The sequence below is a fragment of the Bacillus sp. PS237 genome (assembly GCF_037963345.1).
Taxonomy (GTDB): Bacteria; Bacillota; Bacilli; order Bacillales; family Bacillaceae; genus Bacillus; species Bacillus subtilis.
The window spans coordinates 3,967,673-3,993,311 of the sequence record NZ_CP150156.1; the positions used below are offsets into that span (position 1 = coordinate 3,967,673).

Here is a 25,639-nt window from a genome sequence, read left to right on the forward strand (position 1 = left end):
ATGAAGATACCCCGGCCTATTAAAACAGCCGAATGTTTTCATATTCATCCAGATAGGTGATTTCTCACTTCACTTACATAGTCAGACTGATGTCTGTCTGTTTTGCGCAGAACTTGTTGCTTGCATATCCTCTCCTTCATAGTTCAACTCTTTTGCTGTTTCTCCTTCTTGCATCACGTCTGTTTTTCTTTCGCGTACATGTAATAACTGCTTTGTCAGGTTTTGCATCAACTGTGATACAGCCATTTCGTTGTCGGCGTTTTTTAAGATGATGCCTGATTGCCCGTCAACACCAGAGTCATTCGGCTGGCTCTTTATAAAACGCCTTGCGAAAAATACGACTTAGTAAACGCATATTGAGAGTTAGACAGCGGCGCTTGCCTCCTTGTCTGGATATCGTGTGCAATCGCTGAAAAAACCTGTTCTGCTTTCTGCGTCACGCTATTACAATAGCAATCTAACTTGTTAAAGACTATAAAAAACCTTTTGACTTCTGCTGCTGAACCAATTAATATAATACTCAGTTAATAGTTATCAGAATTTTTAGGAATTGAGTGATTCATATGACACTGCATAAAGAGCGTCGGATCGGCCGGCTGTCTGTTCTCCTGCTGCTGAATGAGGCGGAAGAAAGTACGCAGGTTGAGGAGCTGGAGCGAGACGGATGGAAGGTCTGTCTTGGCAAGGTAGGATCAATGGACGCACATAAAGTAGTAGCCGCAATTGAAACCGCTTCCAAAAAGAGCGGTGTCATTCAATCTGAGGGTTATCGGGAGTCACATGCGCTTTATCATGCGACGATGGAGGCTTTGCATGGCGTGACCAGAGGTGAAATGCTGCTGGGATCGCTGCTTCGGACGGTGGGATTGAGGTTTGCCGTTTTGAGGGGAAATCCTTATGAAAGTGAAGCGGAAGGCGATTGGATCGCTGTCTCGCTTTACGGAACAATCGGGGCGCCGATTAAAGGTCTTGAGCATGAAACATTCGGCGTTGGAATTAATCACATATGAAACAGCCCATAGATCTTAGACGATAGGGGGCTATGCGTGAAAACAGAAGTTCACAGCATAGCTCCTTTTTGTATGGGCGCTTTACCAAAGTAAAGAAAAAGGAGTTGGGCTTATGGTGACTTTAGACGGTTCTTCATTGACAACAGCCGACGTCGCTCGTGTGCTGTTTGATTTTGAGGAGGCAGCGGCTTCTGAGGAAAGTATGGAGCGCGTGAAAAAAAGCAGAGCAGCAGTGGAACGGATTGTACGCGACGAAAAGACAATCTACGGCATCAACACCGGATTTGGCAAATTCAGCGATGTCCTGATTCAGAAAGAAGACTCGGCGGCGCTGCAGCTGAATTTAATCCTTTCTCATGCCTGCGGAGTCGGCGACCCTTTTCCTGAGTGTGTTTCCAGGGCAATGCTGCTTTTGCGCGCCAATGCGCTGTTAAAAGGCTTTTCCGGTGTACGCGCTGAGCTGATCGAGCAGTTGCTTGCTTTTTTAAATAAACGCGTCCATCCTGTCATCCCTCAGCAAGGATCACTTGGCGCAAGCGGAGATCTGGCGCCGCTTTCCCACTTGGCGCTTGCGCTGATCGGACAAGGAGAAGTCTTTTTTGAGGGGGAAAGAATGCCGGCAATGACAGGCTTGAAAAAAGCAGGTATTCAACCGGTAACGCTGACATCCAAGGAAGGGCTTGCCTTGATTAACGGGACTCAGGCCATGACTGCAATGGGGGTGGTCGCCTACATCGAAGCTGAGAAACTAGCCTATCAAACAGAACGAATTGCCAGCTTAACGATTGAGGGGTTGCAGGGAATTATCGATGCATTTGACGAGGATATTCACTTAGCCCGCGGCTATCAGGAGCAGATCGATGTCGCAGAACGAATTCGCTTTTATCTATCTGACAGCGGCCTGACAACCTCCCAGGGAGAACTGCGGGTACAGGATGCCTATTCATTGCGCTGTATTCCGCAAGTACACGGTGCGACTTGGCAGACACTAGGATATGTCAAAGAAAAATTAGAGATTGAAATGAACGCAGCTACAGACAATCCACTCATTTTCAATGACGGTGACAAAGTGATTTCCGGCGGAAACTTTCACGGACAGCCAATCGCCTTTGCCATGGATTTTCTGAAAATCGCAATATCAGAGCTTGCGAATATCGCAGAGCGTAGGATCGAACGACTTGTGAATCCGCAGCTGAATGACCTGCCGCCGTTCCTGAGCCCTCATCCCGGTCTGCAATCCGGTGCAATGATCATGCAGTACGCCGCGGCCTCACTCGTTTCTGAAAATAAAACACTGGCCCATCCTGCAAGTGTGGATTCCATTCCGTCATCCGCCAACCAAGAGGACCATGTCAGCATGGGAACCATCGCCGCTCGGCATGCTTATCAGGTGATCGCAAATACAAGGAGAGTCATTGCGATCGAAGCCATTTGCGCATTGCAGGCTGTTGAATACAGAGGCATAGAACATGCAGCGTCCTATACGAAACAGCTTTTTCAAGAAATGAGAAAAGTCGTGCCGTCCATTCAGCAGGACCGTGTTTTTTCCTATGACATTGAACGCTTGACTGACTGGCTGAAGAAAGAATCTTTAATACCTGATCATCAGAATAAAGAACTAAGGGGGATGAACATATGACTGATGTAAAAAAATCAATCCGTGCCAACAGAGGAACAGAGCTTGAATGCTTAGGATGGGAGCAAGAGGCAGTGCTTCGGATGCTTCGAAACAACCTTGATCCAGAAGTCGCCGAGAAGCCGGAGGACCTCATCGTATATGGCGGGATTGGCAAAGCCGCACGGGATTGGGACGCTTTTCACGCCATTGAGCATTCCTTGAAAACATTAAAAAATGATGAAACATTGCTCGTGCAATCCGGAAAGCCCGTTGGCATGTTCCGTACACACCCGCAGGCCCCTCGCGTGCTCCTAGCAAATTCTGTTCTTGTTCCGAAGTGGGCAGACTGGGAGCATTTCCACGAACTTGAGAAAAAAGGGTTAATGATGTACGGACAGATGACGGCTGGCAGCTGGATTTACATTGGCTCACAAGGCATATTGCAAGGAACCTATGAAACCTTCGCTGAGCTGGCGCGACAGCACTTCGGGGGCAGCTTAAAAGGAACGTTGACGCTGACAGCGGGTCTCGGCGGAATGGGAGGCGCCCAGCCGCTGTCAGTCACGATGAATGAAGGCGTCGTGATTGCCGTCGAGGTTGACGAGAAACGCATCGACAAGCGGATCGAAACAAAATACTGCGATCGAAAAACAGCATCGATTGAGGAAGCCTTAGCTTGGGCTGAAGAGGCAAAGCTGGCAGGAAAACCTTTGTCCATTGCACTTCTCGGAAACGCAGCTGAGGTGCATCACACACTTTTGAACCGAGGCGTCAAAATTGATATTGTGACAGATCAGACATCTGCCCATGACCCTTTAATCGGTTATGTTCCCGAGGGCTATTCCCTTGATGAAGCTGACCGTTTGCGTCAAGACACTCCAGAGCTTTACGTGCGCCTTGCGAAGCAAAGCATGAAAAAACATGTCGAAGCCATGCTGGCCTTTCAGCAAAAGGGCTCTATTGTATTTGACTACGGCAACAATATCCGGCAAGTCGCAAAGGATGAAGGGCTGGAGAATGCCTTCGATTTTCCGGGGTTTGTCCCTGCCTACATCCGCCCCTTATTCTGTGAAGGAAAAGGGCCGTTCCGCTGGGCGGCGCTTTCCGGAGATCCGGCAGATATTTACCGTACGGATGCGTTATTAAAAGAGCTGTTCCCGACAAATAAAGCCCTTCACCGCTGGATTGATATGGCACAGGAAAAAGTCACCTTCCAAGGCTTGCCGTCCCGTATCTGCTGGCTTGGATATGGAGAACGAAAAAAGATGGGCCTCGCCATTAACGAGCTGGTTAGAACCGGGGAGCTAAAAGCGCCTGTCGTTATTGGGAGAGATCATTTGGACTGCGGGTCTGTCGCCTCTCCAAACCGGGAAACAGAAGCGATGAAGGATGGAAGTGACGCTGTCGGTGATTGGGCTGTGCTAAATGCGCTTGTCAACACGGCGGCGGGTGCAAGCTGGGTTTCCTTCCACCATGGCGGCGGCGTCGGAATGGGCTATTCCCTTCATGCCGGCATGGTTGCAGTGGCCGATGGAAGTGAGCTGGCTGACGAGCGGCTCGCGCGGGTCTTAACGAGCGACCCAGGAATGGGCATTATCCGTCATGCGGATGCGGGTTATGAACGTGCCGTTGAAGTAGCGAAGGAACAGGACATTATCGTGCCGATGCAAAAATAAAGGAGTGATGACATGCCAAAGCAAATTGATACGATTCTCATCAACATCGGTCAGCTTTTGACGATGGAAAGCAGCGGTCCGCGGGCAGGCAAAAGCATGCAGGATCTTCATGTGATCGAAGACGCTGTTGTCGGCATCCATGAACAGAAAATTGTGTTCGCCGGACAAAAAGGGGCTGAAGCCGGTTACGAGGCAGACGAAATCATTGACTGTTCGGGACGCCTTGTAACGCCTGGCCTCGTTGATCCGCACACCCATCTTGTATTTGGCGGATCTCGTGAAAAGGAGATGAACCTTAAGCTTCAGGGCATTTCATATTTGGATATTCTGGCGCAGGGCGGCGGGATTCTGTCTACAGTCAAGGATACCAGGGCGGCTTCAGAAGAAGAGCTGCTGCAAAAAGCCCATTTTCATCTGCAAAGAATGCTGTCCTACGGCACAACCACAGCAGAAGTGAAAAGCGGCTACGGCTTGGAAAAAGAGACAGAGCTCAAACAGTTGCGTGTCGCAAAGAAACTGCATGAAAGCCAGCCTGTTGACCTTGTTTCCACATTTATGGGAGCCCATGCGATTCCTCCCGAATATCAAAACGATCCAGATGATTTTCTGGATCAAATGCTTTCCCTTTTGCCGGAAATCAAAGAGCAGGAGCTCGCCAGCTTTGCTGATATTTTTACAGAAACAGGCGTTTTTACAGTCAGCCAATCCCGCCGTTATTTACAAAAAGCAGCTGAGGCAGGCTTCGGATTAAAAATACACGCAGATGAAATCGATCCGCTTGGAGGTGCTGAATTAGCAGGTAAGCTAAAGGCCGTCTCAGCCGACCATTTGGTAGGTACATCGGACGAAGGCATAAAGAAATTGGCTGAGGCAGGAACGATCGCCGTCCTCTTGCCGGGCACGACATTTTATCTTGGCAAAAGCACATACGCCAGGGCAAGAGCTATGATTGATGAAGGTGTATGTGTCAGCTTGGCAACGGATTTTAATCCTGGCAGCTCGCCGACTGAAAATATCCAGCTGATTATGTCCATTGCCGCGCTTCATCTGAAAATGACTGCAGAAGAAATATGGCACGCGGTCACAGTCAATGCCGCATATGCCATAGGAAAAGGAGAAGAAGCCGGTCAGCTCAAAGCTGGCCGCTCAGCTGATCTTGTCATTTGGCAAGCCCCGAACTATATGTATATTCCGTATCACTACGGGGTCAATCATGTACATCAAGTCATGAAAAATGGAACAATTGTTGTCAACAGGGAGGGAGCCATTCTTGGATAAGTACCCTTTTCTCAGAGAGGCCGGATCTTCGTTTAAAGACCGGGATGTCACAAAAATGAGCGACCTGATCGCAACATGGGACGGCCAGGACATTAAGGGACCGGCGTTGATAGGTGTCCCCCTATCAAAATCCTCCATCAGTCATTCAGGCGCTTCCTTTGCACCCGGAACAATACGCCAGGCTCTGAAACATTCATCAGCCTATTCTGCTGAGCTTGGAGAGCACGTCGTATCAGAGCTTCTATATGACCTGGGGGATATCGATATTCATGTCACTGATATCGTAAAGTCACATCATCACATTTTCCAAACCATGCACGCTCTGCTTTCGGATCATCCGGATTGGGTGCCGCTCATACTTGGGGGAGATAACTCTATCAGCTACTCCACAATAAAAGCGATAGCACAAACAAAAGGAACGACAGCGGTGATTCAATTTGATGCCCATCACGATGTTCGCAATACGGAGGACGGGGGGCCGACAAACGGCACCCCCTTCCGCCGCCTTTTGGATGAAGAGATCATTGAAGGTCAACATTTGATCCAGCTGGGTATCAGAGAATTCAGCAACAGCCAGGCCTATGAAGCATATGCAAAAAAACATAGCGTGAACATTCACACGATGGACATGATCCGCGAAAAAGGACTAATCCCAACGATAAAAGAGATTTTGCCTGTTGTTCAAGATAGAACAGATTTCATTTTTATATCTGTTGACATGGATGTCTTAGACCAGTCCCATGCACCCGGCTGTCCAGCGATTGGCCCGGGCGGCCTCTATACAGACGAATTGCTTGAAGCAGTCAAGTACATCGCACAACAGCCCAATATTGCCGGGATTGAAATTGTTGAAGTCGATCCTACCCTCGATTTTCGAGATATGACAAGCAGAGCTGCAGCTCATGTTCTGTTACACGCATTAAAAGGAATGAAACTCTCCCCATTCAAGTGATCTTCTGGCAGGTTGTATTTTGGGTATAAGAAACTCATCTGCCTAAGGAATGGCAGCTAAAAGGAGGGCGAGACAGTGAATCTTCAGGAGAACAGCAGCCAACAGCTAAAACGCACAATGAAAAGCAGGCACCTATTTATGATCTCATTGGGAGGCGTCATAGGCACAGGACTTTTCCTCAGTACGGGCTATACGCTACATCAAGCCGGACCCGGCGGTACGATACTCGCTTATGTAATCGGCGGGTTGATGATGTACCTCGTCATGCAATGTCTCGGCGAATTGTCGGTTGCCATGCCGGTGACCGGCTCTTTTCAAAAATATGCTACAACATTTATCGGTCCATCTACCGGTTTTATGGTCGGCATCATGTACTGGATCAATTGGGTGGTGACGGTAGGCTCTGAGTTTACCGCATCCGGTATTCTCATGCAGCGCTGGTTCCCTGACAGCAGTGTATGGATGTGGAGTGCGATTTTTGCAGCCCTTCTTTTTATATGCAACGCATTTTCAGTTAAGTTATTTGCGGAAACTGAATTTTGGTTTTCCAGCGTAAAGATTGTCACCATTATTTTATTTATCATTTTAGGAGGAGCCGCCATGTTTGGCCTGATCTCTTTAAACGGAACGGCGGATGCTCCTATGTTGTCAAACTTCACAGATCATGGCGGGTTGTTTCCAAATGGCTTTCTCGCCGTTTTTATCGCGATGATATCTGTGAGCTTCGCCTTTTCCGGTACAGAGTTAATCGGCGTTACAGCAGGAGAATCAGCAAATCCTCAAAAGGATATACCGCGATCCATCCGTAATGTCGCATGGAGAACCGTGATTTTTTTCATTGGCGCTGTCTTCATATTATCCGGGTTGATTTCGTGGAAGGACGCAGGCGTGATTGAAAGCCCGTTTGTCGCCGTATTTGCGGAGATCGGAATCCCTTACGCTGCTGATATTATGAATTTCGTGATATTAACAGCCTTGCTGTCTGTCGCCAACTCAGGCTTATATGCTTCGACCCGTATGATGTGGTCGTTAGCAAATGAAAACATGATCAGTTCCCGTTTTAAGAAAGTGACCTCTAAAGGCATTCCTTTAAATGCCTTAATGATCAGTATGGCTGTATCTTGCTTATCTCTCGTTTCCAGTATCGTGGCCCCTGGAACTGTCTATGTGGTGATGGTCGCAATTGCTGGATTTGCAGGAGTCGTGGTCTGGATGAGCATTGCCTTGTCCCAGCTCTTGTTTCGAAAGAGATTTCTGAAAAAAGGGGGGAATGTAAAAGATCTGACATTTCGCACGCCGCTTTATCCTCTTATGCCTATAGCCGCTCTCTTATTATGTTCTGCTTCTTGTATCGGTCTTGCTTTTGATCCCAATCAAAGAATCGCACTTTTCTGCGGAGTTCCTTGTATCATCCTTTGCTATCTGATCTACCATTTCAAAAGAAATGTTACAAAAGCGAAAAAAATCAGCCAAGAGGAATATCAGGCTGATCACATCCTGTAATCAAAAAAGCACACCCCACTCAGGATGGGATGTGCTTTTTTTTATTCAGTAATCAACGTATGAATCAGCTTCGGCGCCTTCGCTTCCGCGGCGATGCGGATGTTGTCATAGACTTTTGCGATGACTTCATCAACGTTTTCGCGGTTGGCGTAAAGCGTCACGAGCGGTTCGCCTTTTTCTACTTTGTCGCCGACCTTCTTGCGGAGCATGATGCCGACGGCTAAATCGATCTCATCTTCTTTTGTGGCGCGACCGGCACCTAACAGCATCGCCGCGACGCCGATTTCGTCCGCAACGATTTCAGAGACGACACCCGCTTCTTTGGCAGGCACATCAATTTGATATGCGGCTTGCGGAAGCTTAGACGGATCGTCAACAATTGAGCTGTCGCCGCCTTGGTTTTTCAGGAAATCCTTGAATTTCTCAAGTGCTTTGCCGTTTTTCATGACTTCTTCCAGCTTCGCTCTCGCTTCGTCCAATGTATCGGCTTTTTTCGCAAGCACAACCATCTGGCTGCCGAGCGTTAAGACAAGCTCATGAAGATCCTCAGGCCCCTCGCCTTTGAGCGTGTCGATCGCTTCTTTGACTTCAAGCGCATTTCCGATCGCAAAGCCGAGTGGCTGGGACATGTCTGAAATGACAGCCATTGTTTGACGGCCGACGTTATTTCCGATGCGTACCATCGCTTTGGCAAGTTCAGCTGCGTCTTCTTCTGTTTTCATGAAGGCGCCCGCTCCCGTTTTTACGTCAAGCACGATGGCGTCCGCCCCGGCAGCGATTTTTTTGCTCATAATCGAGCTTGCAATGAGCGGAATGGAATTGACCGTTCCCGTTACATCACGAAGCGCGTACAGTTTTTTATCAGCCGGCGTTAAATTGCCGCTTTGGCCGATGACCGCAACCTTGTCGCGGTTCACAAGTTTAATAAATTCATCCTTCGTCAGTTCCACGTGGAAGCCCATGATTGCCTCTAACTTATCAATCGTGCCGCCCGTATGGCCGAGGCCGCGGCCGGACATCTTAGCAACCGGCACATCAAGAGCCGCAACAAGCGGAGCGAGAACGAGCGTTGTCGTGTCGCCGACGCCGCCGGTAGAGTGTTTATCCACTTTAATTCCTTCAATGGCAGAAAGATCAATCGTTTCACCGGAGTTCACCATAGCCATCGTCAAGTCCGCGCGTTCACGGTCACTCATATCCTGGAAGAAAATCGCCATAGCAAGCGCGCTTGCCTGATAATCAGGAATGCTTCCATCTGTATAGCCGTTCACAAAAAATTGAATTTCTTCAGTGGTGAGTTCTTTTCCGTTTTGTTTTTTGATGATGATATCTACCATTCTCATGTTTGGTCACCGATCCTTTTCGATTAAGTTCAGTAAATCAAGCCCACAATTGCTGCTGATAAAAAGCTGACAAGCGTAGCACCGTATAATAATTTCAAGCCGAAACGAGCGACGACATTTCCTTGCTTTTCATTCAGTCCTTTTACGGCACCGGCAATGATTCCGATTGAGGAGAAGTTCGCAAATGACACAAGGAATACCGATACGATCGCTGTTGTACGGCCGCTGAAATGGAAACCGTTTTGCGTAAGCGACGTCATGGCGACAAATTCATTCGATACCATTTTTGTTGCCATAATGCTTCCCGCATTAACAGCTTCATTCCATGGGATACCGACAAGAAAAGCGAATGGAGCAAACACATATCCAAGAATGCCTTGGAACGAAATACCGAATACTGCATTAAAAATGCCATTGATCAATGCAATAATCGCGACAAATCCAATCAGCATCGCAGCGACGACAACCGCTACTTTGAAACCGTCAAGAATGTATTCTCCGAGCACTTCGAAGAAGGATTGTTTTTCTTCTTCCTCAACACGAAGCATATCCTCTTCTTTTGCAACCTCGTACGGATTGATAATAGAAGCGATAATGAAACCGCCAAATAAGTTCAAAACAAGCGCTGTTACAACATATTCCGGTTTCAGCATTGTCATATACGCACCGACAATCGACATTGATACAGTTGACATCGCAGATGCGCAAAGCGTGTACAAGCGCTGCTGATTTAAAAGACCGAGTTCTTTCTTCAAGGAGATAAATACTTCTGACTGCCCTAAAATCGCAGAAGCCACTGCGTTATACGATTCCAATCTTCCCATACCGTTTACCTTGCTGAGGGCAAGGCCGATATATCTAATGATAAACGGGAGGACTTTCCACTTTTGCAGAATCCCGATCAGAGCGGAAATAAACACGATTGGCAAGAGAACATTCATAAAGAATGTCGTTTGGTCCGCATTCACCAAGCCGCCAAACACAAAGTTAATTCCCTCTGCCGCGTATTCAAGCAGGTAACCGAATCCTTTTGCAAATCCTCCCACGAGGAAATTCCCTATTCCGGTATTGAGGAGAATGTAGCCAAGAATAAATTGCAAAATGAGCATAACAACAATTGGGCGGATCTTAATTCTTTTTTTGCCGCTGCTCGCGATCCACGCGAGGCCTAAAAACACGATTAAACCGATAATCCCAATCAAATACTTCATATGTGTTTCTCCTTTATTTGTATTCGCTTACAATTACTGTTTCCTCAGAAAACGGAAAGCAGTCTGCCTTCCGTCAGCTCTTAATAGTTGTCTCCGCCTGATGCATTTTCTCCTTTTACGATAGAAACGCCTGCGCTGGCGCCAATTCGGCTTGCTCCGGCCTCTACCATTGTGTCTACATCTTCTTTCGTTCTGACGCCGCCAGATGCTTTCACGCCGATATCAGGCCCTACTGTTTTGCGCATTAAGGCGATATCTTCCTTCGTTGCGCCGCCTGTAGAAAAGCCTGTTGATGTTTTTACGAAATCCGCTCCCGCAGACACCGCTAAACGGCATGCACGTTCTTTTTCTTCATCAGTCAGAAGGCACGTTTCGATAATGACTTTGACAAGCGCTTTTCCGGCTACAGCTTCCACTACACCGCGGATATCAGCTTCCACCACATCGTCTTCCTTGTCTTTTAAAGCGGCAATATTAATGACCATATCCACTTCAGTGGCGCCTTTTGAAATGGCGTCTTTTGTTTCGAACGCTTTTGTTTCAGTTGTATTGGCACCGAGCGGGAAGCCGATGACCGTACAAACGTCGACTCCAGTTCCCTTAAGCTCTTTTGCAGCAAGCTCCACCCATGTCGGATTGACACATACTGAAGCAAATTTGTATGTTTTCGCTTCTTCAATTAGTTTTAGAATGTCCGCTTTTTGTGTATGCGGTTTCAAAGCTGTATGATCAATTATGTTGGCTAATGACATCCTTCGCACACTTCCTTTTTTGTTAAGATATTTTTTAGCATAACCGACTTTTGAACATATGTAAATTGGTAATTGAAATTTTGTTCAATGAAAGGTTTGAACGTGTCACAAATCATTAACAAGCGCCCTCGCGGTATGCTGGTCAATGATTAAAACGTTGGCATATTTTCCGGTTAATGCTCCGTGAATGGAAGATACTTTTCTGCTTCCGCCGGCAACTAAAATGGAGCGTTCCTTCAGTCTAAGGTCTTGAAGCTCAACACCGATGGTCCGGTCATTGATGGCGCTGCTGCAAATATTCCCTTTCGCATCAAAAAAGCGTGAACAAATATCCCCGACGGCCTGTTTTTTCAGCAGGGCTTTCTCTTCTTCGTTAAAATATCCGAGCCGAAACAACAGCGCTTCATCACGGACAGTCCCGACCGTAAAGAGAGCGATATTCGCCTGCTTGCCCATCTCAATGATCCGTTCAATATGACGGTCTTTCTCCACCATTCGCTTCACATCCGCATTATCAAACACGACGGGAAGCGGGAGATAGCGCGGCATCGTTTGAAAAGCCTCTGCAAACAGCTGAATCGTTTCAGCCGAATACGTGTTTACCCGGGAATGGCTGATGCCGCCTTTCAGCTGGACGACCTCGACGCCTTTTACCTGCTTCGGCTGCATGTTTTGCGCGATTTGATACATGGTGGTTCCCCAGCTGACGCCGACAATGTCGCCGTCTTTTACCGTTTCATGCATATATTCTGCACCATAGCGGCTTAGGTCATGTGTAATTCCTGCATAATCGGGTGTCGGGGAAAACACAACATGCGCCTCAAGGAGCCCGTATTTCTCTTCAAGTATGGAACCGAGCGCATCCAAATCCTCAAAAGGGTCCATGACGCGAATCTGGACATACCCTTTTTCCTTTGCATATTGCAGCAGCCGGGAAACGGTTGGCCTTGAAATGTTGAGCTGCTCAGCAATTTGCTGCTGACTGTAGTCAGACTGATAGTAAAGCCTTGCCGCTTCTATGCTTAATTGCTGTTTTTCCCGATCCATTCTGCACCTCCCTGTGGATCAGTCCTGATAAAACTGCTTTTGATTTGCTTTTATTATACAGGCTGGCGCCGGCTTTCATCCACCTGATTTCTAAGAAACTGAAAAACGCTCTGGGCGCGGACCTGCCCAGAGCTTACTTCTCCCAAGTCATATGCTGATAAATGCCTTTCATAATGGCGTACATTCCATATAGGATCAGGCCTAATGCCAATATAGACAGAATCAATTTGCCATGCGGCTGCTGCGCGAGTTCTGCGAGCGCGCCGTCAAAGCCTCTTGTGTCGTCGGGATCAGCGGTCATGGCTGTCTTGATGAGAAAATAGCCGATAGCCGAGAAAATAATGGCCCGGGCGATATTGCCTGCGCGTCCTGTGTTTTTCGTGATGCATATCATCTGTTTGTTCATTTTTGATGTATCGAATTCTTTCATAAAAGCAGCCCGAACGCCTTTCATAAATTGAACAATCGCAAATACGATAAAACCCGCACCCGTAAGCCCTGTGAGCCATTGGCCGAACGGCTGCGCCAATACATAAGCGGACCACGTCTGTTCTGAAGTGCCGCCGTCCCCTTGGCCAAACACAAATCGCAAGGCATTCCAAGCGATGGATGTGTAAACAGCGGCACTGAAAAAGTTTCCTATTCTCCGCGACAGGCCTCGCCTGCTGTTTCCGTGCCCCTCCGTGTCCTTGATCGCGCTTAACACCATCCAGATCACATAGCCGATAAGGCCGATGCCTATAAAAAAAAGCAATAGTGACCCATACGGCATGCGTGATAGCGTTTGGAGAGCTCCGCTCGAATCTTTGGCGCGGCCTGCCCCGGCAGCCGTCATAAAAGCCAAAACCCCAAGCAGAATAAAAACGCCGCCGAATGCAAAATAACCAAGCCTCCCGAATCGTTTGATCCAAGGCTTGGTTTCCTGTTTTATTTTTGACATGTACCGGTCTTTCACCGCCATGTGTCCAACCCTCTTTCACAGAAATCTTTACTGTAACATTCCCGATTGAACAAAGTTGAAACAGCTCCTGCCTCAGCTATGGCTGGCTGAGATACGTTTTTGCTGTTTAGCTGATTGTGCAGGTGTCATCCAAGCAGCCGCTGCGGCAGCTGTGACTCCGCCTGCTAATTTCCCAATGATCATGGCCGCCGCCATTTCTTTTTTCATTCCAGCTACAAAACCGAGATGGCTGCCGAGTACAAAGGCGCCGCTGACCGCAAACGCGACATTGATGACCTTTCCTCTCGGCGTCATATCCTTTAATGAAGCCAGCATTGGGATATGATGCGCCAAAGAGGTCACTAAGCCTGCTGTTGCTGTCTCATCTAAATGAAGGCATTTCCCCAGAGCCTGAAGCGGTTTTTTAAAGGTTTTTGTAATAAATGCCGTCATCGGGAACGCCCCTGCCAGAGCAATGGCGATGGTCCCTGTCGTTTGTATCCCTGTCTCGACATTCTCCATTCCCGGAATCAGCACAATGCCGGTCATCGTTTCAACAGAAACAGCTGCAAGCCCGATAATCGCAACCATACTGACCGCTTTCCCGAAGAGATGAAACAACTGAATCATTCTGTCGGTGTATCGCCATAACCCAAAAGCGATGACAGCAGATAACAGACTCGGGATCAGAAGATTTTTACCTATCATGCCGATGTCAAAGCCTGCGCATAATCCGCCGATTAAGCAACCGATCGGCACTGTGCACAGCCCGATTAATATGCCTTTCGCAAAATACGGATGATCCTCTTTTTCGATGATGCCAAGAGCGACGGGAATCGTGAAGACGATTGCCGGCCCCATCATTGTTCCTAAAAACACCCATGAAAACAGCCCGGCCTGCGGATCTTTCGCCATTTCTCCAGCCAGCGCATATCCTCCCATATCAATCGCCAAAATGGTGTTCGCAAAGGAAGAAGGATCCGCGCCAATCGCTGTGTAAAACGGAGCAACAATGGGAATCAAGATTGCTGCCAGCACGGGCGCCAGCGATACAATTCCGATCATGGACAGCGCCAGCGGCCCCATAGCCTTAAAGCCGTCCGCAAACCGCTCGCCTAGCCCCCATCTGTTTCCCAAACAATAATCCGCTGCTCCCCATAGTAAAAAGGCAGCCAAAATGAATACAACCGCGTCATTCACCGTCATGGTTTTCTCCTTTTTCAAACGTATGATTGGTTTTATCATATCATCTGAAATCACCGAATAGAGTTGATCTTATTCAATATGAGCTAAAAATTCTTTTATATCGGCTTTTTCAACGGCTGTTATAATGCGTCGCGCTTTTTCTTGCGGGACCGTTAATGTCAATTTTTCTATTATGTCTTCTTCAGACAGCTCATTTCCTGGTGCCCCTTTTGGGCAGTCCACACGCGCTTCGCAAATCCGGCCGTCTGATAAATAGGCCCGGACAATCGTGAAACGGCCTTTTGGAACGGCATGAGGAGCCGGCTGAATAGCATTGTCATATACGCGCTGAATTCGCCCCATTGTCGTTTGAACCCCGTTTGGGATCGGCTGGCTGCTGAAATGTTCAACGGTCAGGCCGTGTCCATGCAAAGCAAGAGCAATCACATATTCAACGCTGAAACGGCCTTCCTCTCCAGCTTTTGGAGATCTTTCCGTCAATGCAGCATCTCCGCCTGGCGGAAATATCACTTCAATACGTTCGGTATTGGCAGCAGAAATGGTTTCTTCGGAGATAAGCTGTCGTACCGCATCTGCAGCATGGTGTGCCGCGGAACAAAATGGATAGATTTTAAACCATAGACCCGGCTGCACAATTCTCCACGGTGCCCCCCAATCGTTTAGCAAAGTGTGTTGTGCTTTCTCAACGTCACCGTACAGACTGAAGAAACCAGTTTCTCCATCAAGTGCCGTGCGGGACCCGCCAAATTCTGATTGGGCCAGCTTAACGGCCAGCAAGCCAGCCTGAGCCGCCAAACCGGCGTGCAGCGGTTTCATTTCTGTTCCAAATTGCACCCTCATCCCAGCAGATTGCGTAGCCGCAAAACCAATTGCTTTTTCCAACTCTTCCTGAGTCAGCTCCTCAGCATAACCTACGGCGCAGGCAGCAGCGATGGCACCAAGCGTACCTGTATTATGCCAGCCCTTCTCATAGTGGCGGCTGCCAATTGATTCTCCCAGCCGTGCCATCACTTCAACACCAACAACATAAGCGCCAAGAAGCCGCTCGTCATGTCCGCGAGCGGCAGAAGCAATAAGGGCCGGTACGATGACTGCACTGGGGTGTCCTCTTACATCGGAGTGGACATCATCAAAATCCAATGCATGGGCGATAAATCCATTGAGCATCGCGGATTGTAATGGCGCGGCCTTTTTGCCCTGTCCGATAACAGGAACAAGGGGCCGGCCTCCTTCATCCTCTATCAGACGGAGGAGCTTTTGAATTCCTTTATCTTCTCTTCCTGCGAATGAAGCGGCAGTAAAATCAAGTAATCCCTTTTTTGCTTCGTGAATCGCGTCAACTGAATGCTCAGGTTGTGACGTTCTCACAGCCTCTGCAAGACCTGCTGTCAGCCCTTGTTTGCTCATTTGATGGTCTCCAATACAATAACCGCCAGCTCCGCAAAGTATTGAGAGGCAACCGTAAGGGCTTCTTCATCCAGTGTAAAGGCCGGATGATGCCACTCCTCCGTCCCGTTCGTTCCCATCCAGACAAAAAATCCCGGAATCTTCTCTTGATACAGAGCGAAGTCTTCTCCGCCCGGAGACTGCTCAGCGTGAACGGTTTGATAGCCAAGCCGTGCCGCAGCTTCGGATGCCGCATTCAAAAATGTGCCGTCATTCTGAACGGAAGGCAAATAAGGAAACCACTTGAATTCTGCTTGTGCCCCATAGCCCGCTGCAATTCCTTCAGCCACTCGTCTCATATGCTCGGGAACAGCCTGCCTCGCTTCTTTTTGAAAGGTTCGAACCGTCCCCTCCATTTCAGCTTGGTCTGGAATTACGTTCCACGAGGTGCCCGCCTGTACTCTTGTGATACTGACGACTGCGTTTTGCAGTGAGCTGATATTGCGGCTGACCACAGATTGCAGCCCGCTGATGATTTGTCCGGCTGCAGCGATTGGATCAATACTGTTATTTGGGATGCCGGCGTGCCCGCCTTTCCCTTTGATGACGATCTCAAATCGGTCAACACTTGCCATGAGCGGACCTTCCTTTACACCAATGGTCCCGACAGGCAGATCCGGCTTATTGTGCATGCCGAAAATCGCAGAAACGCCATTAAGTACGCCAGCTTCTAGAACCTTTCTTGCTCCTGCGGCAATTTCTTCGGCCGGCTGAAAGATAAAGCGGACTGTACCTTTCAGCTCGGCCCTTCTTTGATTCAGCAACATCGCTGTGCCAATAATAGAAGCAGTATGAAAATCGTGTCCGCACGCATGCATTGTGCCATCAACCTTAGATGCAAATGGAAGATTCGTCTGTTCTTGGATCGGGAGCGCGTCAATGTCCGCTCGTATTGCTATCACGGGGCCGTCTTCCCGTCCTTTGATTTCTGCAATCACACCAGTCTTCAATTGAGGGACATCAAGTATTTCGATTTGCTCCTCCTCAAGCCAACGGCGGATTTTTTTCGTCGTTTCAACCTCTTGAAATGACAGTTCAGGATGTTCATGAAGATCACGCCGCATATTGATTAAACGGGTATGAAACGCTTTGTCGGCCATTGTTCTTCTCCCCTTCTTATATAAGCTCTGCAGGCTCTCCCACCTGCTTGATAAATCGTTTCGTCCGTTCGTTTTTCGGATGGTCAAACAGTTCCTCTGGCGTTCCCTGCTCGATAATATGGCCGTCTGCCATAAAAATCACTTGATCAGCAACCTCTTTTGCAAACGCCATTTCGTGTGTAACAATGATCATCGTTGTTTGTTTTTCCGCAATGGACTTGATGACCTGAAGCACCCCTGTGACGAGCTCAGGGTCAAGCGCTGACGTTGGTTCATCCAGCAAAATCGCATGCGGATTGACCGCAAGCGCCCGCGCAATGCCGATTCGCTGCTGCTGGCCGCCGGACATTGTGATTGGATAGCTGTCAGCCTTATGCTCCAGACCGACTTGTTTCAGAATCTCCATTCCAATACGTTTCGCTTCGTCGCGTGGTTTATGTTGAGCCACGATTAAAGCTTCTGTAATGTTTTGCAGAGCCGTTTTATTTTTAAACAGATTGTAGTTTTGAAAGACCATGGCCGTTTGCTGGCGAAGCCGATGTGCTTCCTTGCGTGTAAACTTTTCCGCATTCAGTTTGGCTTCTCCGATTTCAATAAGGCCTTGATCCGGACGCTCTAATAGATTTAAGCACCGGAGAAGCGTTGATTTTCCGGAACCGGACGGACCGATGATTGCCACCACTTCTCCGCGTTTCACTTCTAGATCGATTCCGTCGAGCACGACGAGATCTTTAAACGCTTTGCGAATATTTTTTACTGTTATCAACTGATTTCACCTCTAAGTCCGGTATGGCTTGCTCATGGCACGTTCAAACAAGTCCTGCAAAATGCTGTAGATAATGGTAAGAACCCAATAGACGATCGCAACCGCCAAATACGTCTCAAAATATTTGAGGTTTCCTGAAGCGTACATCTTCCCTTGGGCGAACATCTCCATGACCCCTAATGTAAAGGCCAGTGACGTTTCTTTCAGGAGCCCGATAAATGTATTGCCCGTTGCCGGAATCGCATTTCGGATCGCTTGCGGCAAAATAATCCGTCTGTATGCCTGAAATTTTGTCATACCGACAGACAGGCACGCCTCCAGCTGCCCGTCATCAACAGAATTGAGGGCGGCCCGGAAGATTTCTGCCAAATAAGCTGCGTTTTTTAAGCTTAACCCGATGATGGCAGCTGTGAGAGCTGTCATTTTGCTCATCTCTGGAAATAGCTGCGGCAGCCCGTAATAGATTAAGAACAGCTGTACAAGTGTCGGCACGCCTCGGAAAAAGGATATATACAGCTTTGACAGCTGATGAAGCACTGGAATTTTGTTTTTTGTAATGAGTGCGAGAATAAGTCCTCCGATAATGGCAAAAATCATAGCTGCTATTGCCATAAACAAGGTGATCGGAAGGGCCTGAATTAAAGTCGGGAACGCTGATATCATGAATTCCCAATCAATCGTGTTCATTCTGGTGAGTCACCGCCGTTTCTTAATGCTTCTGTTCTACTGTGATATCTTCATTAAAGTATTTTTCAGAGAGTTTTTTCAGTGTTCCGTCTTTACGCAATTCATCTAGGGCCTTATTGACTTTTTTGCGGAGCTTGTCGTGCGCATCGTCCTTGGCAAATGGGAATGCAACCTGTTCGTAAACAATCGGATCTCCTGCAAGCTTTAATGGCAAACCGGTCTTCTTGATTTGCGCGATCAATACAGTTCGGCTGTTGACATAAGCGTCTACACGGCCGTACGCAACATCCTTCAGCGTACCCTCTTGTGTTTCGTACGTTTTGATATTGATTTTTTTATCAGGATCTTTGCTTTCAAGGTTTTTCGCGTGGTTTGAACCGAGAACGGCTGCGACTGTCTTGCCTTTTAAATCGTCTACTGATTTGATGTCTGTATTGTCTTTTTTGACGACAATCTGTGTTCCCGCATAAGCGTATGGTTTCGTAAAGTTATACGTTTCCTTACGTTCGTCTGTCACAGCTACCTGGTTGGAAATGGTGTCAAGCTTGCCTGTTTGAAGCTCTCCCATCAGCCCGCTGAATTCAAGCAGCTTCCAGTCCAGTTTCATGTCAATTTTCTTAGCGACTGCTTCCATCACTTCCACGTCAAAGCCTGTCAGCTTTCCGTTTTCTTTATAAGCAAATGGGTAACTTTGTCCTGTCGCACCGACATGAAGCACATTGTCATCCTCTTTACTGCTGCTGTTTCCATTGCCGCAAGCTGAGAGCACCGCTAATAATGCAGCAACGACCAGCACTGTCCATTTTTTCATCTTCATTTGATTTTCCCGCCTTTTCTATTTTTATAGATCATGTCGCAATTGTTTTTTCATATAGACTGTGATATGCCCTTTTCCAAGGTCTTGTTCACCTGAGCGGACATATCCTTTTCGTTCGTACATCTCAATCAGCCACGGATGCTTATCCGCTGTTCCGAGTGAGACAAACGGAACCTTTAACGTATCGCGAAGGATTGTTTCCTCCAGCCATTGAAGCAGCTTTGTTCCGATTCCTTTTTTACCGGTGTCGGGGTCCACAGCAAACCACCAGATATGCGGAACGCCATACGGTCCCGGCTGTTTTCCCCAAGGCATTCTCAAGGTGATGGTCGCGATGATCCGCCCGTCTTCTTCCATGACGTAGCAAGCATTTTCCCGAATATTTTTCAGCACCAAATCCAAATCCGCATGAGCAGCAGCAAAACGAATGCCGAGCTTTCGAATCGGTTCATAAGCCCGCAATGTCAGCTCGAGAAGCTGTTCGGCATCACGTTCAACTGCAAGGCGGTATCGTGGCTTCATCTAGCGTTCCTCCTTACTTTGCATAGCGGTTTACCGGCTTTTCCAAACCGAAGTGCTCTCGTAATGTTGTGCCTTCATATTCTTTTCTGAACACGCCGCGCTCCTGTAAAATCGGAACCACTTGATCAACAAACACTTCAATTCCTTCTGGAAGAAGCGGAGGCATGATGTTAAACCCGTCACACGCTTTCGTATCCACCCATTCCTGCATCTTGTCGGCGAGCTGCTCCGGCGTGCCGACGAAGATATGGTGGCCTCTGGAGCCTGCAACGTATTTGTAAAGCTCTCGTATCGTCATATTGTCACGTTCAGCCATCTCCTGAACAAGCTTGAAGCGGCTCTTCACCGCATTGGAAGCTTCGGCGTCAAGCTTCGGCAGCGGCCCATCAAGCGGATATGCCGACAAATCAATTCCGCCTAAGTAATTTTGGAGAATTTGCAGACCGACAGATGGGATAATCAGATCTTGGAGCTCCTTGTATTTGGCTTGCGCTGCTTCTTCTGTATCGGCAATGATTGGGAAAATACCCGGCATAATGGCAATTTTTTCTGGATCACGTCCGAATTCCGCAGCCTGTTCTTTAATGGATTGATAAAATTCTTGAGCTGATTCCAGGTGGTTTTGTGCTGTGAAGATCACTTCGGCTGTTTTGGCAGCCAGCGCTTTTCCGTCTCCTGATGATCCTGCCTGGATAATGACCGGCTGGCCCTGCGGGGTTCTTGAAACGTTTAGAGGTCCGCGAACCGAGAAATATTCTCCTTTGTGGTTCAGCTCATGCATTTTTTCTTTGTCAAAGAATTCACCCGTTTCTTTATTACGGATAAAGGCGTCCTCTTCCCATGAATCCCAAAGCCCCTTTACAATCTCGACAAATTCCTCTGCCCGCTGATAGCGCAAATGGTGTTCAAGGTGCTTTTCACCGCTGAAATTCAGCGCTGTTGATTCAATAGATGAAGTGACGACGTTCCATCCGGCACGGCCATTGGACAGATGATCCAATGACGCAAACTGTCTGGCAATATGGAATGGCTCGCTGTATGTAGTGGAGGCTGTTGCTGTCAGTCCGATTTTTGATGTGACCTGCGCCAAAGCAGAGAGCAGGGTGAATGGCTCAAACCTTGTTAATACATTTGGATGTGATTTGCTGTCAATTGAAAGGCTGTCCGCTAAAAACAGCATATCCAGCTTGCCTCGCTCCGCTGTTTTCGCAAGCTCTTTAAAATAATCCAAATTCATGCTCGCATCTGACGGCGCGTCCGGGTGCCGCCAAGACGCAACATGATGGCCTGTACCTGCTAAAAATACCCCTAATTTGATTTGTTTCTTTTTGCTTGTCATGGCGATACTCCTTTTATCATGTTTTTAGGCTGAATAATCCGAAAAATAAACTCCTATATTCCTAGTCGTTTAATATGAATAAATCAAAATGTACCTTTGTCTTGGACGTTTGTCAATGAGTTAAGATTAATTTTTTCTATTCAAGCGAAAAGACCCTTGCGTGACCATGAGGGAACGGCATTGATTCATTCAACTAGTGCAACCTCTATATCGGCAAGAAAACTGAGTCTAATGAAGCAAAGACTCAGTTTTCTTCCAATAATTTCATATAAGATTTCGCCATTTCCTTTGCCTTTTCTTCGCTTTTGCAAACCGCCTATCCATTCAGACGCCGTAACGATTGTATAAAAAAACAGCTGACTCCAGATATTCAAACCGGAATCAGCTGATTGATGTGAATTAATTAAGCTCATGAATACTCTCTTCTGCTTTAGCGGAAAACACTTTAGGCTCCAAACAGTCAAGGTCTTCATGAAATAAATTTACTTTTTGGATTTGCCGATTGTCATAGTGGTGGAAATAGTAGTTTCCAGTTTCGTTGCACATCACGGAAGTATATTGCGTATAATGAATTTCGTCTTCTTCCGTTATCACTGCGCCCTTTGGTATCGTCATATTTGCCAAAATTTGAAAAGCGGCTGTTACACCTTTCGTTTCATCGGCCGCCGGCTCTAGATGTTCTTTCAAATAAACAGCTCTGACAAACCGGGAAGGCGGTGTATAATCCCCCGGCAGACCAACAGTTCCTAAGCCTTGGCCAAAAGCAGAAAGGGCTAATCCGCCCATCTCTTTGCTCTCTAATTGCTTCGGTCTGATTCCTGTATATTGCTGCAGATTGGTTACATGCCATATAAAGTCGGGGCTGTTCGTCATGACACCAGGTTGATTATCATAGACTTTGAGGCCGTCTGCTCTTGGTTCTATCGTCAGGTTTCGGCCCGTCCGGTCTGACAATATCCAGTGAAGCGGTAAAACTGTATCCAATAGATCTAATTTTTTCTCTACAATCGTTAAAGATCGAATCTTTTCTTTTACGTCTTCCAAAGACTGACAGACTGACAGCACCCATGTCACAAACTCATGCGGGACAATGTGAACGGTATCTTCCCGTATCGTTTTTTCGTACTCCGCATAGCCCGGAAAATAAAGCGCCGCACAAGATAAACCGCTTTCATTAATGCCGTCGGCAAATAATATATTTCCAAGTTTTCTCCCCATACCGATAAACGCGTACTGTGTCTGATGGGCCCTTCCGTCAGCTTCACTGTTCCAGCTGTAACGGCGCGGATAGAGAATCACCTCTGTCCCCAGCTGAAATGCAAAATCCATTGTTCTTGCTAATACATGTTTACGGTCAGCAGTTTCCAATGTAAGACTTGTGCACATTTGATCAGTCCCCTTTTCAATTCAGATTAATATCATACATATTGTGAACGAATTGGTTTTATCAGCATAACGAAAGTCAAATCGATTCGTCAAAGAATTGACATTACATCAAATAAAACGAAAAAATCCAGCCTTTAGAAGGCTGGATTTTTTATTATTTAGCCAAAACAAGCTCGTGAATCGCATGTGCAACGCCATGTTCATTATTGGAGCGTGTTTGAAAGTTTGCTGCTTCCAATACTTCTGGGATGGCGTTTGCCATGGCAACCCCGCAGCCCGCCCATTCGATCATTGTCAGGTCGTTCCCGTTGTCGCCTATGCACATGACTTCCGCCTGTTCAATTCCAAGCAGCTGAGCCAGCTGGCGTACAGCATTTCCTTTGCTGGCTTCCGAGTGCAGAATTTCATAAAAGAAAGGCGCGCTTCTGACCATTGTATATTTTTCTCTCACGTCTTTTGGAATCGATGTAATGACGCGGCTTAAGTTCTCCGGTTTATCAATAAACATCACTTTCGGGATGAGGATATCTTTTGGCACCTCGTCAATCTTGCGGAAATGAAGCGGCACCTGTGTCACATAGGATTCGTATACGGTAAATTCGCTAATATCCCGGTTAGGCGTATACAAATTAGATGAGTCAAAGAAATGCATCGGCGTCTTCAGCTCTAAGCTCAGGTCATATAATGAAGTCAAATCATCATAACCGAGAGACAGCTCTGAGACCACTTCATTTGTATGCGTATTTTGAACAAGTGCTCCATTATACGCAATAACATAGTCGCCTTCTTCAATTAAATTCAGTTCATCTAAATATCTCTGCACACCCCCGATAGGCCGGCCGGTGCAAAGCACAATTTTGACACCTTCCGCTTTTGCCGCGTGAAGGGCGTCGCGGACCTCCTCTGTTACTTCATGATGATCATTTAAAAGTGTTCCATCCATATCAATTGCAATTAGTTTGTACATCCTGCATCTCCTTCATGTCGTTTTCAGGCTATAGTCCCATCATATCGTTTTTTCTTTTTGATATTCAACCGGAAGAGATGGTTTTCTCCGGATTCTGTTTAGACGCCGCCCTTGTCTTCGGATACGCAAGCGCGGTTTCCGCTTTCTTTCTGCCTTGACGCCGTTTTCTGCTTTTTTCTGTTTCATCAGCAGAAAGCCGGCAGCTAGAAAAGGAATGCCGGTTATATTCAAGATGGCAAGCTTCACACCCGCCGCGATGAAAAAGAACCCCCATGAAGATGATGGATTCCGTCTGATCATGACGTAAGCCGCCATTTCCAGAACGATCAGGATGGCATGAAGCACTATGCCATAAATCAGCAATACAAGGGCAAAAAACAAAACATAATTCACGATTGCCCCTGAGTACATCATAGCGCGCATCATTTGTATAAACGATAAGGACTGCATGGAGCCGCTGATGACATTAGGGTTATAGATCGTATAGTCACTAAATAAATGTTTGACTTTGAGAAAAGCCCATAATATAAATATCCATTGAATGATATGTAAAACAAGCCCCGCTGCCACCAGTCTTTCAGCTTTTTGATTTCTCATCTTTCTCCTCCCTGCCGGTCTTTGATTCGATTCTTGTCATCGTTTTTCTCTGTCCATTTTGCTCCCATATCAATGTCCCGTTTTCTCCTCTTTTCAGCGTGCTTTTGAGCGGATAATAAGGGCCGAGGTACTGAATCTCGATAGACCCGTCAGTGCTTTGGGAAATCACCTTGTATGCCATAAAAGGCAGCTGTACCTCTCCTCTTCCTTCCATCACTTCCGTTTCCACAACCTCGTCTTCGGTAAATGTGACTGTTGCTGATTTCACACCGTCCGTTGGCCCGGGGGCACGCCCCTCATCCCACGTTCCGTAATAAAACGGCGTCTCTTCTTTTTGCTGCTGGCAGCCCGATACCATGATGCATACAGCAATTAAAAACAAAATGCCATATTTGTTTCTCAAGGGGATCACCATTCTTTCCTCCTTTTTTGGGCGAATGCCGTGCCACTGTGCCAATGACTACATAAGTTATAAGGAATTCACCCACAAGGAGACTGATCACATGAACCCTTATCAATATTACAGCCCTCAGCTGCCTCAGCAGGAACCTTACTATAGCCACTATGAGTACAATCCTTATCCGCAGCAGGATGTATACGATCCATACCAAATGGACAGACAGCCGGCATTGGAAAGAAGAATCGCAGCACTTGAACGGCAAAATGAACAGCAGTCAAGAGAATTAACCCGTCTGACAAACGAAGACCGCCGTCAAAATCGGGAAATTGCACGGATTGCCGAACAGGTCAATCAGTTAAGCCAGGCTGTTGAACGCCATACACGCCGCCTAAATCGGCTCAATCAGCGCCTCCGTACAGTAGAAAACCGGCTGAATATCCCATTTACTGCAGGGGAAGGCGGTTTCTGAGCGAAACAAAGAAAAAAAGCGGAATACGATTCTCCCATCTCAGGGTTTCGTTTTCCGCATTTCTTATATGTTAAAACGGAACATTTACATAAAAAGGGTTTGTACCCAGTATACAATCTTTACCGTTTTCATTCAAAGATAGAGGGGCTGAGGAAAATAATTGTAGTTCCTCTTTGACGGAATTTCTTTTCATTCAAGTTGCATGATAATACCGACTCACGTCAATCGATACATGGAGGGATCATTCATGCATAATACACAACACGGCTTGCAGCAGCTGAACCAATGCCGCCAAACTGCTCAGCAGCTCATTCAGCAAACACAGCAAAGCAGCCAGCAATATCGCCAAATGCTTCATCAGGAACAGCAAAACATCCAAATGCTGCAGCAGATTCTAAACCACGAACAACAAGCTGCACATACCATTCAGCAAGCACTGCACGGGCATGACATGGCGATTCAAAAGTGCCAGCAGGTTGTCAACATGTGCAACCAAATGCAACAGGAACTTACTGGACAATCCAGCGTCATGAATACGAATGTGTCTACACTTCCATTCGGCCAAAACACGACATTTCAGCAGCAATCCTACCAGCAGTAACATATA

At 47.2% G+C, this 25,639-nt stretch carries 27 protein-coding genes; 8 read left to right on the forward strand and 19 right to left on the reverse strand.

Features of this window, described 5'->3' with window-relative positions; genetic code table 11:
* Positions 1-81: 81 nt before the first annotated feature.
* Positions 82-246, reverse strand: coding sequence for a hypothetical protein (locus NST22_RS20570; RefSeq protein WP_009969160.1), 165 nt, complete (start codon positions 244-246; stop codon positions 82-84).
* Positions 247-563: 317 nt separating this feature from the next.
* Between NST22_RS20570 and hutP the strand changes: the two genes are divergently transcribed.
* The 6 genes from hutP to NST22_RS20600 all read left to right on the forward strand — a co-directional run bounded on the left by hutP (position 564) and on the right by NST22_RS20600 (position 8,037).
* Positions 564-1,010, forward strand: a complete 447-nt coding sequence (gene hutP / locus NST22_RS20575; RefSeq protein WP_003243875.1) for a hut operon transcriptional regulator HutP — start codon at positions 564-566, stop codon at positions 1,008-1,010.
* A gap of 112 nt (positions 1,011-1,122) precedes the next feature.
* Positions 1,123-2,649: a histidine ammonia-lyase gene (hutH, locus tag NST22_RS20580; RefSeq protein ID WP_003243255.1), complete on the forward strand. Its 1,527-nt coding sequence runs from the start codon at positions 1,123-1,125 to the stop codon at positions 2,647-2,649.
* Positions 2,646-4,304 carry a urocanate hydratase gene (gene hutU, locus NST22_RS20585; protein ID WP_003243634.1) on the forward strand — a complete coding sequence of 553 codons (1,659 nt, stop codon included), beginning with the start codon at positions 2,646-2,648 and terminating at the stop codon, positions 4,302-4,304. The genes hutH and hutU overlap by 4 nt, the downstream gene beginning before the upstream one ends.
* A gap of 12 nt (positions 4,305-4,316) precedes the next feature.
* Positions 4,317-5,582: an imidazolonepropionase gene (hutI, locus tag NST22_RS20590; RefSeq protein ID WP_003244327.1), complete on the forward strand. Its 1,266-nt coding sequence runs from the start codon at positions 4,317-4,319 to the stop codon at positions 5,580-5,582.
* On the forward strand, positions 5,575-6,534 hold the full coding sequence (hutG, locus tag NST22_RS20595) for a formimidoylglutamase (RefSeq protein ID WP_003227136.1): 960 nt from the start codon (positions 5,575-5,577) through the stop codon (positions 6,532-6,534). Before hutI ends, hutG begins: the two co-directional genes overlap by 8 nt.
* Before the next feature lie 75 nt (positions 6,535-6,609).
* Positions 6,610-8,037 (forward strand): amino acid permease, encoded by a 1,428-nt coding sequence (locus NST22_RS20600; RefSeq protein ID WP_019712856.1) that lies wholly within the window; start codon positions 6,610-6,612, stop codon positions 8,035-8,037.
* A gap of 41 nt (positions 8,038-8,078) precedes the next feature.
* Here the strand turns inward: NST22_RS20600 and NST22_RS20605 are convergent, their stop codons facing one another.
* From NST22_RS20605 to NST22_RS20690, 18 genes are all read right to left on the reverse strand, one after another.
* Positions 8,079-9,380, reverse strand: a complete 1,302-nt coding sequence (locus NST22_RS20605) for a pyrimidine-nucleoside phosphorylase (RefSeq protein WP_003243952.1) — start codon at positions 9,378-9,380, stop codon at positions 8,079-8,081.
* 29 nt (positions 9,381-9,409) lie between these two features.
* On the reverse strand, positions 9,410-10,591 hold the full coding sequence (gene nupC, locus NST22_RS20610) for a nucleoside permease NupC (protein WP_003244143.1): 1,182 nt from the start codon (positions 10,589-10,591) through the stop codon (positions 9,410-9,412).
* Positions 10,592-10,671: 80 nt separating this feature from the next.
* Complete coding sequence (deoC, locus tag NST22_RS20615) at positions 10,672-11,343, reverse strand: deoxyribose-phosphate aldolase (protein WP_003244069.1); 672 nt, start codon at positions 11,341-11,343, stop codon at positions 10,672-10,674.
* A gap of 105 nt (positions 11,344-11,448) precedes the next feature.
* Positions 11,449-12,390 carry a DNA-binding transcriptional repressor DeoR gene (deoR, locus tag NST22_RS20620; protein ID WP_003227124.1) on the reverse strand — a complete coding sequence of 314 codons (942 nt, stop codon included), beginning with the start codon at positions 12,388-12,390 and terminating at the stop codon, positions 11,449-11,451.
* Positions 12,391-12,523: 133 nt separating this feature from the next.
* On the reverse strand, positions 12,524-13,351 hold the full coding sequence (locus tag NST22_RS20625) for a DUF1206 domain-containing protein (RefSeq protein ID WP_003243667.1): 828 nt from the start codon (positions 13,349-13,351) through the stop codon (positions 12,524-12,526).
* Between the two features lie 72 nt (positions 13,352-13,423).
* On the reverse strand, positions 13,424-14,536 hold the full coding sequence (eutH, locus tag NST22_RS20630; RefSeq protein WP_003243423.1) for an ethanolamine utilization protein EutH: 1,113 nt from the start codon (positions 14,534-14,536) through the stop codon (positions 13,424-13,426).
* A 69-nt stretch (positions 14,537-14,605) separates the two neighbouring features.
* Positions 14,606-15,943 (reverse strand): MmgE/PrpD family protein, encoded by a 1,338-nt coding sequence (locus NST22_RS20635; protein WP_003243743.1) that lies wholly within the window; start codon positions 15,941-15,943, stop codon positions 14,606-14,608.
* Positions 15,940-17,082, reverse strand: coding sequence for an N-acetyl-sulfur-metabolite deacetylase SndB (gene sndB, locus NST22_RS20640; protein ID WP_003243840.1), 1,143 nt, complete (start codon positions 17,080-17,082; stop codon positions 15,940-15,942). The genes NST22_RS20635 and sndB overlap by 4 nt, the downstream gene beginning before the upstream one ends.
* Before the next feature lie 16 nt (positions 17,083-17,098).
* Positions 17,099-17,848, reverse strand: a complete 750-nt coding sequence (locus NST22_RS20645; protein WP_003243284.1) for an amino acid ABC transporter ATP-binding protein — start codon at positions 17,846-17,848, stop codon at positions 17,099-17,101.
* A gap of 12 nt (positions 17,849-17,860) precedes the next feature.
* Complete coding sequence (locus NST22_RS20650) at positions 17,861-18,535, reverse strand: amino acid ABC transporter permease (protein WP_003243465.1); 675 nt, start codon at positions 18,533-18,535, stop codon at positions 17,861-17,863.
* Between the two features lie 22 nt (positions 18,536-18,557).
* On the reverse strand, positions 18,558-19,352 hold the full coding sequence (locus NST22_RS20655) for an amino acid ABC transporter substrate-binding protein (protein ID WP_003227109.1): 795 nt from the start codon (positions 19,350-19,352) through the stop codon (positions 18,558-18,560).
* A gap of 24 nt (positions 19,353-19,376) precedes the next feature.
* Positions 19,377-19,874 (reverse strand): sulfur-containing aminoacid acetyltransferase SnaB, encoded by a 498-nt coding sequence (gene snaB, locus NST22_RS20660; protein WP_003242734.1) that lies wholly within the window; start codon positions 19,872-19,874, stop codon positions 19,377-19,379.
* Positions 19,875-19,887: 13 nt separating this feature from the next.
* The gene (locus tag NST22_RS20665; protein ID WP_003242500.1) at positions 19,888-21,213 is read right to left on the reverse strand and encodes an LLM class flavin-dependent oxidoreductase; all 1,326 of its coding nucleotides are present in this window, start codon (positions 21,211-21,213) and stop codon (positions 19,888-19,890) included.
* A 185-nt stretch (positions 21,214-21,398) separates the two neighbouring features.
* A complete protein-coding gene (locus tag NST22_RS20670) occupies positions 21,399-21,626 on the reverse strand; it encodes a hypothetical protein (RefSeq protein WP_003243777.1) in 228 nt (75 codons plus the stop codon).
* Positions 21,613-22,599 carry a penicillin V amidase gene (gene yxeI, locus NST22_RS20675; RefSeq protein ID WP_003243495.1) on the reverse strand — a complete coding sequence of 329 codons (987 nt, stop codon included), beginning with the start codon at positions 22,597-22,599 and terminating at the stop codon, positions 21,613-21,615. The genes NST22_RS20670 and yxeI overlap by 14 nt, the downstream gene beginning before the upstream one ends.
* A 154-nt stretch (positions 22,600-22,753) precedes the next feature.
* Complete coding sequence (yidA, locus tag NST22_RS20680) at positions 22,754-23,566, reverse strand: sugar-phosphatase (RefSeq protein WP_003243315.1); 813 nt, start codon at positions 23,564-23,566, stop codon at positions 22,754-22,756.
* A 39-nt stretch (positions 23,567-23,605) separates the two neighbouring features.
* On the reverse strand, positions 23,606-24,163 hold the full coding sequence (locus NST22_RS20685) for a hypothetical protein (protein ID WP_003242636.1): 558 nt from the start codon (positions 24,161-24,163) through the stop codon (positions 23,606-23,608).
* Positions 24,144-24,578 carry a YxeF family protein gene (locus NST22_RS20690; protein WP_003244165.1) on the reverse strand — a complete coding sequence of 145 codons (435 nt, stop codon included), beginning with the start codon at positions 24,576-24,578 and terminating at the stop codon, positions 24,144-24,146. Before NST22_RS20690 ends, NST22_RS20685 begins: the two co-directional genes overlap by 20 nt.
* A gap of 88 nt (positions 24,579-24,666) precedes the next feature.
* Between NST22_RS20690 and cotNE the strand changes: the two genes are divergently transcribed.
* Positions 24,667-25,032 (forward strand): inner spore coat protein CotNE, encoded by a 366-nt coding sequence (gene cotNE, locus NST22_RS20695; protein ID WP_003227093.1) that lies wholly within the window; start codon positions 24,667-24,669, stop codon positions 25,030-25,032.
* Positions 25,033-25,279: 247 nt separating this feature from the next.
* Complete coding sequence (locus NST22_RS20700; protein ID WP_003242469.1) at positions 25,280-25,633, forward strand: hypothetical protein; 354 nt, start codon at positions 25,280-25,282, stop codon at positions 25,631-25,633.
* Positions 25,634-25,639: the final 6 nt, after the last annotated feature.